This window comes from Vagococcus humatus, assembly GCF_003950325.1.
GTDB classification, from domain to species: Bacteria; Bacillota; Bacilli; order Lactobacillales; family Vagococcaceae; genus Vagococcus_C; species Vagococcus_C humatus.
Genome location: NZ_PXZH01000001.1, coordinates 547,911 through 563,334, shown reverse-complemented (window position 1 = coordinate 563,334; position 15,424 = coordinate 547,911). Strand labels below are relative to the sequence as shown.

The window sequence follows — 15,424 nt, the reverse complement described above, 5'->3', positions numbered from 1 at the left end:
GCTTTTTTATCTGTATGAACAAGCAAAATCACCAAGTTTTTTCACTAATTATTCTAGACAGTAGGGGATTAAATGTTATACTTTAGTTGGAAAAGTTATTAACCTATCAAGGATATGTATAGATTAGTTCTAGGCAAGGCTTTAATTGAATGTCATGTAGATTGTGTGACAGATGCTACTTGTTTGAAAGATGTGTTATTTATCAATAAGATAGTCTTTTTCTTGTCTAAACGTCCTTGTTTATAAGTTGAAACAAGCTAGTTATAGAGAGAAAGAGGCTTTTTAGATGGAACAAGAAAAAAGAGGGATTTTATTAGCCAATATTGGAACACCTGAACAACCAGAACCTAAAGCGGTGAAAGCTTATTTAAAACGATTTTTAGGCGATAAACGAGTGATTGACCTTCCTAGATATCAATGGCTGCCTATTTTACATGGGATTATTTTACAGACAAGACCAAAAAAGTCGGCTGCTTTGTATCAAAAAATTTGGCGAAAAGAGGGATCCCCTCTGTTAATTTATACCCAAGAGCAGGCTAGATTACTAGCTAAAAAATTTCCCAATGAACAGGTTTTATTTGGCATGGCTTATAGTCAGCCAGAAATAAAAGAAGCATTATTAGCTTTTCACAAACAAAAGATAACAGATGTGACTATTTTACCGTTATATCCCCAGTATTCTACAACGACGACTGCTGCTATTTTTGATGAAGTTTTTCGGTTTTATTTATCTCAGGAAGATATCCCAACTCTTCATTTAATCAAAGATTTTGCAGAAGATGCTAGCTATTGTCAGTTAATAGCTAAATATATTACAGACAGTCTAAAGGTTTATCAACCAGATTTATTGCTGTTTTCTTATCACGGTATTCCAGTTAGTTATGTGACTAAAGGCGATCCTTACCAAGAGCAATGTGAAAAAACAACCGCTAAGATTATGTCTTACTGTGAAACGACAGTTAACCATCAACTAGTTTATCAGTCGAAGTTTGGTCAGGCAGAGTGGTTAACCCCTTCTTTAGAGACACGGTTAAAAGAGTTACCTAGTGAAGGTGTCAAAAAGGTTTTAATAGTCACACCAGGATTTGTTTCTGATTGTGTGGAAACGCTAGAAGAAATTGAGGAAGAAAATTACCATTATTTTAAAGAAGCAGGGGGAGAAGAGTTTCATTATATTCACCCAGTCAACGGAGACCCTGACTTTATTGAGTGTTTAGCGGCTATTATAGAAAATAAACGAGGCAAATAAGTTAAGTAAACAAATAGAAAGGGAGGAGTCAAATGGAAAACACCTCTTTATTATTAGAAACATGTGCTGTAGTCGGTCAAGTGATGCTAGAAAATGGAGCAGAGATGTACCGAGTGGAGGACACTATGAACCGGATTGCAGGAGAAACTGGGTCTGTAGGTGTTAGTTTTGTTACTCCTACCATTGTTATGATTGGTTTAGAAGAAACAGAACACGTCAAAATGAAAAGAGTAACAGATAGAACCACTAATTTATCCGTTGTTCAATTAGTTAATACTTATTCAAGAGAATACACAGAAGGAAAAATTAACTTAGGGCAACTTTTAAAAAAAGTTAAAGAAGTGAATCAACATAAGATGACGCTATCTACTTGGCTGAAAATTTTGATAGCCGCAGTAGTCAGTGGCAGTTTAATGATTGTTTTAGGTGGAGCTTGGTCAGATTTTTTTGTTACCTGTTTTATCGGAGGCGTTGGTTATAGTGTTTATTTACTTAGCCAGCGGTTTTTACGATTAAAATATTTTGATGAATTTATTGCCGCTTTTTGTATTGGGCTTTTGACTTTATTTTTTGCTAAAATCGGGATTGGCCATACCACCGATCATATGATTATTGGGAGCATCATGCCTTATGTCCCAGGTTTAGCTTTAACTAACTCTATTCGAGATCTGCAGCAAGGACATTTGCTGTCTGGTATTTCAAGAGGGGTGGAAGTTATTATTATTGCGGCGATGTTGGCTATTGGGATTGCAGTAGCCTTTCGGTTGGCACTGTAGAAGGGAGAAAAAAGATGATTTTATTAAAATTGTTAGAACAAAGTTTCTTAGGTTTCATCTCTTCTGCTGGTTTTTCTATCTTACTATTAGTTCCCATTAAACTGGCTCCTTACGCAGGGGTTAGCGGTATGGTAGGTTGGGTGGTTTATTTTGTCAGCACGAAGTTAGGGCTTGGGGTTTATTTTAGTAACTTATTAGCCGCTTTTTTTATTGAAGCAATTAGTATGTATTATGCTCGGCATAAAAAATGTCCAGCTACTTTATTTAATATTCCAGGGATTGTGCCTTTAGTTCCTGGAGCAGCGACCTATTATATGACTTATCATTTAGTGATGGGATCTTATTTAAAAGGTATGTATTTTATGATTCGGGCTGGAGGTATTGCAGTAGCCATTGCGGCAGGTCTTATTTTATATGATGCCTGCCACCGGTTTTATTTTAGGCTTCGTGCAAAAAAGCTATAGATTTAGCTAATTTTTCTTGATTAGAACAATTTTTCGCTTGTTGTAGTCCTTGTTTAGCTAGACTATCTGCCCCTTTATTTTGTTTTTCAGGAATCCATTGAAATAAAATTAAAGGGAAAAAATCAGTATGAGCTTGAATAAAGTTTAAATAAGGTTTAAACTTTGGCTTTTTTGTCTGATTTTGTTGGATTATTTGCATGGCTGTTTTACTATCAGAATGTAGGATAATGGTTTGATTTGTGTCATTATTTTTAATAAGATAATGAAGAGCGTAGCAAATAGCCACCCATTCCGCTTCGTGATTATCCATATCTGGTAGTGGCAGATTAATTTGCTGGTGGATATTTTCTCCTGTAATTAAAAGACCGAGGCCGCTTGGACCTGGATTACCAGCAGAAGCTCCGTCAGTATAAACATTTAACATAAGTAACACTTCCTAACATGTCTTTATTTTGTTTAGAATCTAAATGTGATAGTATGGAGAACATGGAATAGAACAGTAGAGTTGAGGTAAGGTATGAAGACAAAAACAGATAGATACCCTAAACAGTTAGCTAAAGTAAAGTACCCTTGTCAGCCAGAACTGGCGACTAGTGTGATTTATTGGTCTTTGACCTTTGGCATTTTCTTTTTAAGCTTGATTGCATTATTAGAAGAAACACATCTTAATCTAGTAACCATTTGTTTGTTTGGCGTTTTTCTTTTTTTTGTTTATCTAGGACGAAAGCGTCATGTTGTTTTAACTGAGACAACGGTAGAAATAAACACTAGTTTGAAGCAAAATAATCAGGTGATTCAGCTGGCTGATATTCAGCAAGTTTCCATTGGAAAGTATGGACTAACTTTGAAGTTTTCTACAAATGATTCTCTTGATTGTCTTAGTTTATTAATGAGACTTAAAACAAAGAAAGAGTTTTTACACCAGTTAATAGAAATAAAAGCTTTTACTGGTCAAATAACTCCTTCTGTTGATCAAGATATTTAAAAACAGGTTGGCAAATTGCCAACCTGTTTTTTTATTTACTAGTTGTGATTGTTTCCACGTTGGTTGCTTGAGGGCCTCTAGGACCTTCCATAATGTCAAATGTAACAGAATCATTGGTCTGAAGAGTTTTGAAGCCTTCTCCTATAATTCCTGTAAAATGAACAAAGACATCTTCATCTTGACCATAAGTGATAAAACCGTAGCCTTTTTTTGCATCAAACCATTTAACGACACCTTGAATCATTTGACATTCCTCCATTGTTTACTGACCTATCAGTTGTATTATATGAATTATCTGGCTAAAAAGCAATGAATCCACTTATATTTATTAAAAAAAAATAGGTCTAACTGACTAAAATTTTCTATAATGTTAACAAAATATAAAAATTTCGCAAAATTAAATCAAAATAATGTATTAATTAAGAGAGGTTAGTTATACTGAAATTTATAAGGAAGTAAGGGAATAAGGAGTGACAGAGATGCGTGCTATTTCTACCTTTGTTTATCAAATTGGTTATTTTATAGGAAAGATGTGTATCTGTCTTCCGATTAAGATAGTTAAACATGTGTATGGGGTATTGCCTAAACATAAAACAGTTAAATAAATGCCCCTAGTTATTTTGCCAAGTAGATGGAAGTTTTTTGAATTCTATTTGGCTTTTTTAGGTATTTCTTGTTATTATAGGTACGTGTTGAATTTTTACATTTTATTAAGAGATAAGAAAAGGTGATTGAAATGAAAATCGGACTAAAAAGAAAGACCAGTTTTTTAGGAAATGATAAATTACTAAAACTGATAAAAAATGGGCAAGAATATACAACTTTAGCTCATAATGAACACAAAGAACTAGAAGTAAAAGAAGAATCAATGACATTATCTGCTCAATTAGGTTTTTTGAAAAGTGAAGACCATACATTTTCAAAAGAAGATGATGGCAAAGAATACACAGTGAAGGTGAATCCTAATATTTTGAGAATGTATGTGACTTTCTTTACATTTATTTTTATTTTTCCTTTACTCTTTAAATCTTGGGTCTTAGGTGTAGTTATTTTATTAGCTTATATTGCGTTTGTAGGAGTCATGTCTCGTAAATTCTATACAATCGAGGAGTTAGCTAGTGGGGAAGAACGCTGAGGATTTTTTAGCCTGCTTTAACCGAATTGATAAATGGATGCAAAGTCAACTGCAAAATCCTAATAATATGGGATTTAGTGAAATGACTAGACGTTTGGCTAGGCAAAGTCATTTACAAGTTCATGTTTATGAAAATGATTTGCTTCAAATTGCTCAGTTAAGAAACGCTATTGTTCATGACCGGATTGCGACAGATTTTGTAATTGCCGAACCAAATGAATGGGTCATTAACCGATTAAAAGAAATTGAAACCCAGCTACTTGAACCTGAACGGGTCATTCCTGTGTTTAAAAAATATGTGACTGGATTCGAGAAAACGACTTCGTTAACAGATATTTTAAGAATCGTTAATTCTAAACGTTACTCTCAGTTTCCTATTTACGATAGAGGAAAATTTTTAGGGTTAATTACGGCACATGGCTTAGGTTTGTGGATGGCTAGTCAATGTCAAGCCAATCAATTAGTTATTGATTTAGCAAACAAAACAGCAGAGGACGTACTGAAAACCGATAGACGACGACATAACTATCAGTTTGTTTCTAGTGACACCTATATTTATCAAGTGGCACATATTTTTATGGAAAAACCAACTGTTGAGACAGTGTTTATTACTAAAGATGGTCACCCTGATGGCAATTTGATTGGGATCATTCGACCAAAAGATATTATGCTAGGGTATTATAAAGATTGGAGAGCTTTTATTCAATGATTATTTTCTTATTAATAGCAGTTGGATTGGTTGCCTTAGATCAGTGGGTTAAATATTGGATTGTCACTCATTTAGCTTTAGGAGAAACGTTGTTTTCTGACAATTCCTTTCTTGCTTTAACTCATATCCGCAATGAGGGAGCTGCTTGGAGTATTTTAGAAGGCAAAATGTGGTTTTTTACCATCGTAACGATTGTGGTGATCATCGGGATTTTGTATTATTTGTATCAAATGAAACACCAGTACAATTTTTTTACCATAGGCCTGACTTTAATGTTAGCCGGTGCAGTAGGTAATTTTATTGACCGATTACGTCAAGGTTACGTGGTGGATATGTTTGAATTACAATTTATTCGCTTTCCAATTTTTAACGTTGCAGATATTGCTTTAACGATTGGAGTAGTTTGTGTATTTATTTATTTAATTATGGAAGAAAGTCATTAGAAAGAAAAGGAAAATAGATGGAAGATAAACAATTAAAAGCAGTGATTACAGAAGAAACGGGACGAATTGACAAAGTGATTGTTCAGCTATGGCCAGAGTATTCACGCTCTAAAGTCCAACACTGGTTAAAAAAACAAGTGGTTGAAGTAAATGGTCAAGTGGTTAAATCGAATTATAAAGTGCAACCTCAAGATGAAATTGTCATTCAAATACCTGTGGCAACAGCTTTAGAGTTAGTGCCGGAGAATATTCCATTAGAGATTGTTTACGAAGATCAAGATCTACTAGTAGTAAATAAACCTCAAGGCATGGTGGTTCATCCTTCTGCTGGACACAGCCAAGGAACGTTAGTCAACGCCTTACTTTATCATGTTAAGGATTTATCTACGATTAATGATGTAGTAAGACCAGGGATTGTCCATAGAATTGATAAAGATACTTCTGGATTATTGATGGTGGCTAAACGTGATGAAGCCCATCTCTCTTTAGCTAAACAGTTAAAAGATAAAACCACTACCCGTAAATACATTGCTTTAGTTCACGGAGTTATTCCTCATGATAAAGGCAGTATTAATGCTCCAATTGCTCGTTCTAAAGTGAACCGTCAATCACAAGCAGTGGATGAATTTGGTAAACCAGCTGTCACTCACTTTACTGTGTTAGAAAGGTTTAAGTCATTTACTTTAGTGGAATGCCAGTTAGAAACAGGTCGTACTCACCAAATTCGGGTACATATGAAATATATTGGCTATCCTTTAGCAGGAGATCCAGTCTATGGTCCTAGAAAAACCTTACCTGGAACAGGTCAGTTTTTACATGCCCAAGTGTTAGGCTTTACTCATCCAACCACAGGAGAGTATATGGAATTTTCTGCTCCATTACCAGAAAATTTCCAAGAAACATTAGCTAGTTTGGAAAAATAACTTGCTTTTGTTTGCCTTATCAGTTAAGCTATAGATAACAAATAAATAGATGTCCTTTAAGATTGGTCCCGTGAGGCTAGTAAGGAATGATACTCGGTGAACCATAGATGAAGTCTAGGTTCTAAGGGTGTATATTGATGAAGTCAAACTCATTCCTCCTACCTGTCAAGACGGGTAGGAGTTTTTTTCTATCCAGAATTGACGGAGACATTAAAGGGAAAGGAGCAGAAAATGATGAAAGAAAAAGAAGTAGTAGACGCTTTAGCCATGAAACGTGCTTTAACACGCATTACTTATGAAATTATTGAGCGCAATAAAGGGGTAGAAGACATTGTTTTAGTTGGAATTAAAACACGAGGGATTTATATTGCAGAACGTATTGCGGATCGAATGAAACAATTAGAAGATGTGTCGTTACCTGTAGGCAGTTTAGATATTACTTTGTACCGAGATGATAAAGGGAAAGACATGGAAGCCACAGCTGATTTGACTGCTTCAAGTATGCCGGTTTCGATTGAAGGCAAACATGTTGTTTTAATAGATGACGTTCTTTATACCGGCCGCACTATTCGGGCAGCGCTAGATGCTTTAATGGACTTTGGTCGCCCGCAAAAAATTTCCTTAGCTGTTTTAGTGGATAGAGGACACAGAGAGTTACCTATTCGCGCTGACTATGTAGGGAAAAACTTGCCAACTTCAACTAAAGAAAAAGTCGTGGTGCAAATGGAAGAAATTGATGGACAGGATAGAATTTCCATTCAAAAATAGCTAAATAATACATAATGCTTTTTAATTTAGTACAGAGAGACTGAGAAAAGTAGCCCTCCCTAACTCAACAGGGAGAACTATAACTATTGAATAACCTTATTCAATAAAAAACGCTGGTTTCTCAAAAAGAAGAAATCAGCGTTTTTTTGTTAAGGTAAAGGAGAGACGTTAATGGAAAAAGAAACATTTAGAAACCCAGATGTTGTTTTAGATATTCAGGATAAACCAAAACCTTTAGAATGGTTTGGTTTAAGTTTACAGCACTTATTCACTATGTTCGGGGCGACAGTGTTGGTTCCGATTTTAGTTGGTATTAATCCAAGTATTGCCTTGATGAGTTCAGGCCTTGGTACTTTAGTTTATATTTTTACAACAGGAGCTAAGATTCCTGCCTACTTAGGTAGTAGCTTTGCTTTTATCCCAGCTATGCAAATGTTAATGAAAACTCACGGCTACCCAGCAGTTGCACAAGGTGCTATGACCACTGGTTTAGTTTATGTGATTGTTTCTCTCATTATTAAAAAAAGCGGTTCTGACTGGATTAACCGACTACTACCACCGATTGTTGTAGGACCGGTAGTTATGGTGATTGGTTTAGGACTAGCAGCTAACGCAGCTAACAATGCTATGTTTGATGGAAACGGAGATTACAGTCCTAAGTTTATAGCAGTTGCTTTATTAACCTTATGTTTAACCATTATCTTCAACATGTTTCTAACAGGTTTCCCAGGACTTATTCCCATTTTATTAGGAATTGTTTCAGGTTACTTAATTGCCTTAGCTTTTGGCATTGTGGATACAGAACCGATTAAACAAGCAGCTTGGCTAGCTAAGCCAGACTTTCAAGTGCCATTTATCAACTATTCACCTAAATTATATATCGGTGCGATTACCACAATGGCTCCAATAGCTTTTGTGACCATGACGGAACATATTGGCCACATTACAGTATTGAACAAATTAACTAAACGAAACTTTTTTGAAGATCCAGGTCTTTCTCGAACAATTTTAGGGGACGGGTTGGCTCAGTTAGTGGCTGGCTTTGTAGGAGGTCCTCCGGTAACCAGTTATGGTGAGAATATCGGTGTCCTAGCTATTACCCGAGTACATAGTGTGTTTGTATTAAGCGGAGCCGCGGTCCTAGCAATCGTGCTAAGTTTTGTAGGTAAAATCAGTGCGTTAATTCTAAGTATTCCAAGTCCAGTTATTGCAGGCATTAGTTTCTTACTATTTGGTGTGATTGCCTCTAGTGGTTTAAAAATATTAATTGATAATCAGATTGATTTTGATAAAAAACGGAACTTGATTATTGCTTCAGTGATTTTAGTTATCGGAATTGGCGGATTAGTGTTTAAAGTAGGGGTGTTTGAACTATCTGGTATGGCACTAGCCACTCTTTTTGGAATTATCTTAAATCTAGTGTTACCTGAGCAGGCTAGAAGTGAACAAGCTTAAAGACAAAAGGAAGTAGGGGGAAAAAAGAATGATGATCACAGAAGAACGGGTAAGTTTAAAACATTTACTTACTGTTGAATCTTTATCCAATCAAGAAGTACTGGGACTTATCCAAAGAGCGCAACAATTTAAACATGGCGACCGATTTAAACCTTGGCATAGACCAATGATGGTAGCTAATTTGTTTTTTGAAAATAGTACCCGCACTCATAAAAGTTTTGAAGTGGCTGAGCGGAAGTTAGGGATTGATGTGATTGAGTTTGATACTAAAACAAGCTCCATCAATAAAGGGGAATCTCTTTATGATACAGTGTTAACCATGTCAGCGATTGGCATTGATGCTTGTGTGATTAGACATTCAGATGAAGATTATTACCATCAATTAATTCAAAGTAACACTATCAGGTGTTCCATTATTAATGGAGGAGATGGTAGTGGCCAACATCCTAGTCAATGTTTACTAGATTTGTTAACCATTTATGAAGAGTTTGGCGATTTTGACCAGTTAAAAATCGCGATTATTGGAGATATCACTCACTCTCGGGTGGCAAAAAGTAATATGCAAATGTTAAAACGCTTAGGCGCGAAAGTTTATTTTTCAGGGCCAAAAGAGTGGTATGATCCTAAATTTGAAGCTTACGGTCATTACTTACCTTTAGATGAGTTAGTTGAAGAGGTGGATGTCATGATGATGTTACGGGTCCAACATGAACGTCATGACGGAGGGACATCTTTTTCAAAAGAAAGTTATCACCAACAGTACGGTTTAACCAATGAACGAGCGGCTCATTTAAAACCCCAAACCATTATCATGCACCCAGCACCAGTCAATAGAGATGTGGAGTTAGCCGATGCGTTAGTCGAGTGTCCTAAATCACGAATTGTGCAGCAAATGCATAACGGAGTTTATATGCGCATGGCGATTTTAGAAGCGATTTTAGAAGGGAAGGCGTAAGTATGACAGAACTTTATATAAAAGATATCCAGTTAATGGATCAAACAGGTCAGTTATACCTAGCTGAACTATGGGTAAAACAGGGGAAAGTTGCAGGAATTGGCACAGATTTATCTCCCCTAGTTTCTGATAAGGCCCAAATAATTGAAGGAAAAAATAACCTGCTTGCTCCAGGATTTGTTGATTTACATGTGCACTTTAGAGAACCAGGCTTTACTCACAAAGAAACTATTGCTTCTGGTAGTCGTTCTGCAGCTAAAGGTGGATTTACGACTGTTTGTGCAATGCCTAACCTAAATCCTGTACCAGATAATGTAGCAGACTATCAACACATTCAGCAGCTGATTGAAAAAGACAGTGTTATTCAGACAAAACAATATGGATCGATTACTAAGGCGTTAAAAAGTAGTGAACTAGTGGATATGAAAGGGTTGAAAGAAGCAGGAGTCTTTGCTTTTACTAATGACGGTGTAGGAGTACAAAGTGCTGGCACTATGTATCTAGCTATGAAAGAAGCCGCAAAGTTAGGGCTGCCAATTGTGGCTCATACTGAAGATGAATCCTTACTGTTTGGCGGTTGTATGCATGAGGGGAAACGTTCAAAAGAACTAGGCTTACCTGGCATTTTAAGTGCAGCTGAGTCTTCTCAGATTGCTAGAGACTTAGTATTAGCAGAGGCAACAGGTTGTCACTATCATGTGTGTCATGTGTCAACTAAAGAAAGTGTGGCTTTGATTAGACAAGCTAAAGAAGCAGGAGTTCATGTAACTTGTGAGGTGTGTCCTCATCACTTGATTTTAACTGACCAAGATATTCCAGAAGACAATGGCCAGTATAAAATGAACCCTCCGTTAAGAGCAGAAGAAGACCGACAAGCCTTAATCAACGGCTTAAAAGATGGCACGATTGATTGTATTGCCACCGATCACGCTCCTCATACAGCAGAAGAAAAAGAAAAAAGTATGAGGGAGGCAGCCTTTGGTATTGTGGGAAGCGAGACAGCTTTTCCTCTGTTATATACAGAGTTTGTTCAAACAGGGATTTTCACATTGAAAGAAGTGTTAGACTGGTTAACGATTAAACCAGCCCAAGTGTTCCAACTAGCAGCAGGGGAAATAAAAGTAGGTAGCTCAGCTGATGTTACCTTACTGGATTTAGATACCTGTTATCACATTGACTCAGCAGATTTTGTATCAGCTTCTAGCAACACCCCTTTCTTAAATAAGCAAGTTCAAGGGAAATCACGGTATACAGTGGCAAATGGCCAAATTGTTTGGCAAGAGGAGGAGAAGTAATGGGCAAGTTATTATTACTAGAAGATGGCACGATGTTTAAAGGAGAAGGATTTGGGGCAGATGTGTCCACTACGGGAGAAATTGTTTTTACAACAGGGATGACTGGCTATCAAGAGTCAATCACAGATCCTAGTTATTGCGGTCAAATGATTACTTTTACTTACCCGTTAATCGGTAATTACGGCATTAACCGCGATGATATGGAGTCCATTGAACCGACGTGTAAAGGAGTCATTGTTAAAGAAGTCTGCCGCCGTCCATCTAATTGGCGCTGTAAACAATCTTTACCTGATTTTTTATTAGCTAAAGGAATTCCAGGGATTTCAGGTATCGATACCCGCATGCTTACTCGTAAAATCAGAGAACATGGGTCGATGAAAGCAATGATCATTGATGATACCCAAGATGTTTCTCATGCCTTTGATCAATTAAAAGCGACTATTTTACCTAACACCCAAGTAGCCCAAGTATCCACTAATAAAGCTTATCCAAGTCCAGGAGTGGGACGTAACATTGTAGTGATAGACTTTGGGTTAAAACATAGTATTTTAAGAGAATTAAGTAAACGAGAATGTAACGTCACAGTTATGCCTTATAACACTACAGCAGAAGAAATTTTACAATTAGCACCAGACGGAGTCATGTTAAGTAATGGACCAGGTAACCCAGAAGATGTTAAGGGAGCGACCGCGTTAATTCAAGGTATTCAAGGAAAAGTACCATTGTTTGGCATTTGTTTAGGCCATCAGTTATTTTCCATTGCTAATGGTGGGAAAACGTATAAAATGACATTTGGTCACCGTGGTTCTAATCACCCAGTACGAGAAATTGCTACAGGACGAGTAAGTTTTACCTCGCAAAATCACGGTTTTGCAGTGGAAGAGGCCTCTTTAGAGAATACGCCACTACTGATTACTCACCGAGAAATTAACGATCAAACGATTGAAGGGGTTAGACATAAACAATTTCCAGCCTTTACTGTTCAGTTTCACCCAGATGCAGCCCCAGGACCTCATGATGCTGTCCATTTGTTTGATGAGTTTATGGAAATGATTGATGCATGGAAGGAGCAACACTAATGACAAAACGAACAGATATTCAAAAAATTATGGTAATTGGTTCTGGTCCTATTATCATTGGACAAGCCGCCGAGTTTGATTATGCAGGTACCCAAGCTTGTCTGGCTTTAAAAGAAGAAGGATATGAAGTCGTTTTAGTGAACTCTAATCCAGCTACGATTATGACGGATCAAGAAATCGCTGATAAAGTCTACATTGAACCTATTACCTTTGAATTTGTTTCTCGTATTTTAAGAAAAGAACGACCAGATGCTTTATTACCGACGTTAGGTGGGCAAACAGGTTTAAATATGGCTATGGAATTAGCTAAAGAAGGCTTATTAGAAGAATTAGAGATTGAATTATTAGGGACTAAACTAACGGCGATTGATCAAGCAGAAGATAGAGATTTATTTAAACAATTAATGGAAGAGCTAGATCAGCCAATTCCAGAAAGTGATATTGTTCATACTGTAGAAGACGCAGTGGCTTTTGCTGAAACGATTGGCTACCCAGTTATTGTAAGACCTGCCTTTACTTTAGGAGGAACTGGGGGAGGTATGTGTGACAATGAAGAAAGTTTACGAGAAATTACTGAAAATGGCCTGAAATTATCACCAGTATCTCAGTGTTTAATCGAAAAAAGTATTGCTGGCTTTAAAGAAATAGAATATGAAGTGATGCGAGATGCAGCAGATAATGCCATTGTAGTTTGTAACATGGAAAACTTTGACCCAGTCGGTATTCACACAGGGGACTCGATTGTCTTTGCCCCAAGTCAAACCTTGTCTGATGTCGAACACCAATTGCTAAGAGATGCCTCTTTAAAAATTATTCGAGCTCTTAAAATCGAAGGAGGCTGTAACGTACAGTTAGCCCTTGATCCAGATAGCTTTGATTACTATGTGATTGAAGTGAACCCAAGAGTGAGTCGCTCATCTGCTTTAGCTAGTAAAGCAACTGGCTTTCCTATTGCAAAAATTGCGGCGAAAATTGCAGTAGGCTTAACTTTAGATGAGATGATGAACCCAGTTACGAATACGACTTATGCAGAATTTGAACCAACACTAGACTATATTGTGTCTAAAATACCTCGTTGGCCTTTTGATAAATTTGAAAAAGGAGAGCGAAAATTAGGCACTCAAATGAAAGCCACTGGGGAAGTCATGGCAATTGGCCGTACCTTAGAAGAGTCTTTACTGAAGGCGGTGCGTTCCCTAGAGATAGGAGCTCATCACCTAGAATTAAAAGAACTAAAAGAGTGTCAAGAGTTAACCTTACAAGATAAAATCATTCACGCCCAAGATGACCGATTGTTTTACTTAGCAGAAGCGATTCGTAGAGGCTATAAATTAGAAGAATTACATGTGTTAACCAAAATTGATGATTTCTTCCTAGACAAGCTGTTACATATTATTGAAATAGAAACAGAGTTAGCAGCTAACCCTCATCAATTGGACAGCTTATTAAAAGCTAAACAGTACGGCTTTACTGATAAAAAAATCGCTGAACTGTGGGAAGTGTCAGAAGAAGCAATTCGTCAAAAACGAGTGCAGGCTAATTTATTACCAGTCTACAAAATGGTAGATACTTGTGCAGCTGAGTTTGAGTCTACTACTCCTTACTTTTATAGCACTTACGAAGAGGAAAATGAAAGTCAAGTGACAGAGAAACCATCTATTTTAGTCTTAGGTTCTGGTCCTATCCGGATTGGTCAAGGGGTAGAGTTTGATTATGCTACAGTTCATTCGGTTAAAGCGATTCAACAAGCAGGCTACGAAGCGATTATCATGAACAGTAACCCAGAAACAGTTTCCACAGATTTTTCTATCTCAGATAAATTGTACTTTGAACCTTTAACCTTAGAAGACGTGTTAAATGTGATTGATTTAGAGCAACCACTAGGAGTTATTGTACAATTTGGTGGTCAAACAGCGATTAATTTAGCAGAGCCTTTAACGAAACATGGGGTTAAGATTTTAGGTACGTCTATCGAAGACTTAGACCGAGCTGAAAATCGAGATTTGTTTGAAGTAGCCTTAAAAGACTTAGACGTTCCTCAACCATTAGGAGATACAGCAGTGAGTGAACAGGAAGCCATTCTGATTGCAGAAAAAATTGGCTATCCAGTATTAGTTCGGCCAAGTTATGTATTAGGAGGTCGGGCGATGGAGATCGTTGAAAACCAAGTAGACCTAGAACGATACATGAAAGAAGCAGTTAAAGCTTCCCCGGAACATCCAGTATTAGTCGACCGGTATATTGTTGGTCAAGAGTGTGAAGTAGATGCCATTTGTGACGGTAAACAAGTGCTTATTCCAGGCATAATGGAACACATTGAACGAGCAGGAGTTCACTCAGGAGACTCAATGGCTGTCTATCCGCCTCAAACTTTATCTGCTGAAGTAAAAGAAAAAATTGTATCTTACACTAAACGCCTAGCAACAGGTCTTAACTGTTTAGGGATGATGAATATTCAATTTGTCATTCAAAATGAGCAGGTGTATGTCATTGAAGTAAATCCTCGGGCTAGCCGAACAGTTCCATTTTTAAGTAAGGTAACCGGCATACCAATGGCACAAATCGCTACCCGGGTTATTTTAGGGGAAAGTTTAGAAAGTATGGGCTATGTAGACGGACTATATCCAGAGAGTCGCTATGTTCATGTAAAAGCCCCTGTGTTTTCTTTCTCTAAATTACAAAAAGTAGAAACTTCTTTAGGACCTGAAATGAAGTCAACTGGTGAAGTAATGGGGACAGATACTTCCCTTGAAAAAGCCTTATATAAAGCTTTTGAAGCAAGTCATATGCACTTACCTAATTACGGCTCAGTGTTAATCACCGTATCAGATGAAACAAAAGAAGAAGCCTTAGAAATTGCTAGACGTTTCCAAAACATTGGCTATAGCTTACTAGCCACAGAAGGCACTGCTAATTATTTCACTGAGAAAGGATTAGTTGTGAGTCTTGTAGGAAAAATTGATAATGAACAGGATGAAAGTGTGTTAGATGTTATTCGTTTAGGAAAAGCCCATGTAGTGATTAATACCATGGATAAAAGTCAAGAAACTGCCACAGATGGTTTCCAAATTAGACGAACAGCTGTGGAACACGGGGTGCCTTTATTTACCTCATTAGACACTGCAGATGCAATTTTACGAGTAATGGAATCACAATCATTTTTAATGGAATCACTTTAAAAGGGAAAG

Annotated in this window: 17 protein-coding genes; 15 read left to right on the top strand and 2 right to left on the bottom strand. The window is 37.0% G+C overall.

Annotated elements, in window-relative coordinates:
- Positions 1 to 286: 286 nt before the first annotated feature.
- From hemH to C7P63_RS02665, 3 genes are read left to right on the top strand one after another with little or no spacing between them, the layout of a single operon-like run.
- Positions 287 to 1,249, top strand: a complete 963-nt coding sequence (gene hemH, locus C7P63_RS02675) for a ferrochelatase (protein WP_125942617.1) — start codon at positions 287 to 289, stop codon at positions 1,247 to 1,249.
- 32 nt (positions 1,250 to 1,281) lie between these two features.
- A complete protein-coding gene (locus C7P63_RS02670) occupies positions 1,282 to 2,025 on the top strand; it encodes a threonine/serine exporter family protein (RefSeq protein ID WP_125942616.1) in 744 nt (247 codons plus the stop codon).
- A 14-nt stretch (positions 2,026 to 2,039) separates the two neighbouring features.
- Positions 2,040 to 2,489 carry a threonine/serine exporter family protein gene (locus tag C7P63_RS02665; protein ID WP_125942615.1) on the top strand — a complete coding sequence of 150 codons (450 nt, stop codon included), beginning with the start codon at positions 2,040 to 2,042 and terminating at the stop codon, positions 2,487 to 2,489.
- Here the strand turns inward: C7P63_RS02665 and C7P63_RS02660 are convergent.
- Positions 2,464 to 2,913 (bottom strand): ribonuclease HI family protein, encoded by a 450-nt coding sequence (locus C7P63_RS02660; protein WP_125942614.1) that lies wholly within the window; start codon positions 2,911 to 2,913, stop codon positions 2,464 to 2,466. The two genes, C7P63_RS02665 and C7P63_RS02660, sit on opposite strands and share 26 nt — an antisense overlap.
- Before the next feature lie 93 nt (positions 2,914 to 3,006).
- On the opposite strand from C7P63_RS02660, the gene C7P63_RS02655 reads away from it, so the two are divergent.
- Entirely contained in the window at positions 3,007 to 3,474 is a 468-nt protein-coding gene (locus tag C7P63_RS02655) for an EbsA family protein (RefSeq protein ID WP_125942613.1), read from the top strand.
- A 31-nt stretch (positions 3,475 to 3,505) separates the two neighbouring features.
- Here C7P63_RS02655 and C7P63_RS02650 read toward each other — a convergent pair whose 3' ends face one another.
- Complete coding sequence (locus C7P63_RS02650; protein ID WP_125942612.1) at positions 3,506 to 3,718, bottom strand: cold shock domain-containing protein; 213 nt, start codon at positions 3,716 to 3,718, stop codon at positions 3,506 to 3,508.
- A gap of 226 nt (positions 3,719 to 3,944) precedes the next feature.
- Between C7P63_RS02650 and C7P63_RS10395 the strand changes: the two genes are divergently transcribed.
- The 11 genes from C7P63_RS10395 to carB all read left to right on the top strand — a co-directional run bounded on the left by C7P63_RS10395 (position 3,945) and on the right by carB (position 15,415).
- Complete coding sequence (locus tag C7P63_RS10395; RefSeq protein ID WP_279386787.1) at positions 3,945 to 4,079, top strand: hypothetical protein; 135 nt, start codon at positions 3,945 to 3,947, stop codon at positions 4,077 to 4,079.
- A gap of 122 nt (positions 4,080 to 4,201) precedes the next feature.
- Positions 4,202 to 4,609, top strand: a complete 408-nt coding sequence (locus tag C7P63_RS02645; protein ID WP_125942611.1) for a hypothetical protein — start codon at positions 4,202 to 4,204, stop codon at positions 4,607 to 4,609.
- A complete protein-coding gene (locus C7P63_RS02640) occupies positions 4,593 to 5,318 on the top strand; it encodes a CBS domain-containing protein (RefSeq protein WP_125942610.1) in 726 nt (241 codons plus the stop codon). The genes C7P63_RS02645 and C7P63_RS02640 overlap by 17 nt, the downstream gene beginning before the upstream one ends.
- Positions 5,315 to 5,761: a signal peptidase II gene (lspA, locus tag C7P63_RS02635; RefSeq protein ID WP_125942609.1), complete on the top strand. Its 447-nt coding sequence runs from the start codon at positions 5,315 to 5,317 to the stop codon at positions 5,759 to 5,761. The genes C7P63_RS02640 and lspA overlap by 4 nt, the downstream gene beginning before the upstream one ends.
- A gap of 17 nt (positions 5,762 to 5,778) precedes the next feature.
- Complete coding sequence (locus C7P63_RS02630) at positions 5,779 to 6,684, top strand: RluA family pseudouridine synthase (protein WP_125942608.1); 906 nt, start codon at positions 5,779 to 5,781, stop codon at positions 6,682 to 6,684.
- Between the two features lie 231 nt (positions 6,685 to 6,915).
- Positions 6,916 to 7,452, top strand: a complete 537-nt coding sequence (pyrR, locus tag C7P63_RS02625; RefSeq protein WP_279386785.1) for a bifunctional pyr operon transcriptional regulator/uracil phosphoribosyltransferase PyrR — start codon at positions 6,916 to 6,918, stop codon at positions 7,450 to 7,452.
- A 171-nt stretch (positions 7,453 to 7,623) separates the two neighbouring features.
- Positions 7,624 to 8,907, top strand: a complete 1,284-nt coding sequence (locus C7P63_RS02620; RefSeq protein ID WP_125942606.1) for a uracil-xanthine permease family protein — start codon at positions 7,624 to 7,626, stop codon at positions 8,905 to 8,907.
- 28 nt (positions 8,908 to 8,935) lie between these two features.
- A complete protein-coding gene (locus tag C7P63_RS02615) occupies positions 8,936 to 9,862 on the top strand; it encodes an aspartate carbamoyltransferase catalytic subunit (RefSeq protein WP_125942605.1) in 927 nt (308 codons plus the stop codon).
- A gap of 2 nt (positions 9,863 to 9,864) precedes the next feature.
- On the top strand, positions 9,865 to 11,157 hold the full coding sequence (locus tag C7P63_RS02610; RefSeq protein ID WP_125942604.1) for a dihydroorotase: 1,293 nt from the start codon (positions 9,865 to 9,867) through the stop codon (positions 11,155 to 11,157).
- Positions 11,157 to 12,236, top strand: a complete 1,080-nt coding sequence (locus tag C7P63_RS02605) for a carbamoyl phosphate synthase small subunit (protein WP_125942603.1) — start codon at positions 11,157 to 11,159, stop codon at positions 12,234 to 12,236. The genes C7P63_RS02610 and C7P63_RS02605 overlap by 1 nt, the downstream gene beginning before the upstream one ends.
- A complete protein-coding gene (carB, locus tag C7P63_RS02600; protein WP_125942602.1) occupies positions 12,236 to 15,415 on the top strand; it encodes a carbamoyl-phosphate synthase large subunit in 3,180 nt (1,059 codons plus the stop codon). Before C7P63_RS02605 ends, carB begins: the two co-directional genes overlap by 1 nt.
- Positions 15,416 to 15,424: the final 9 nt, after the last annotated feature.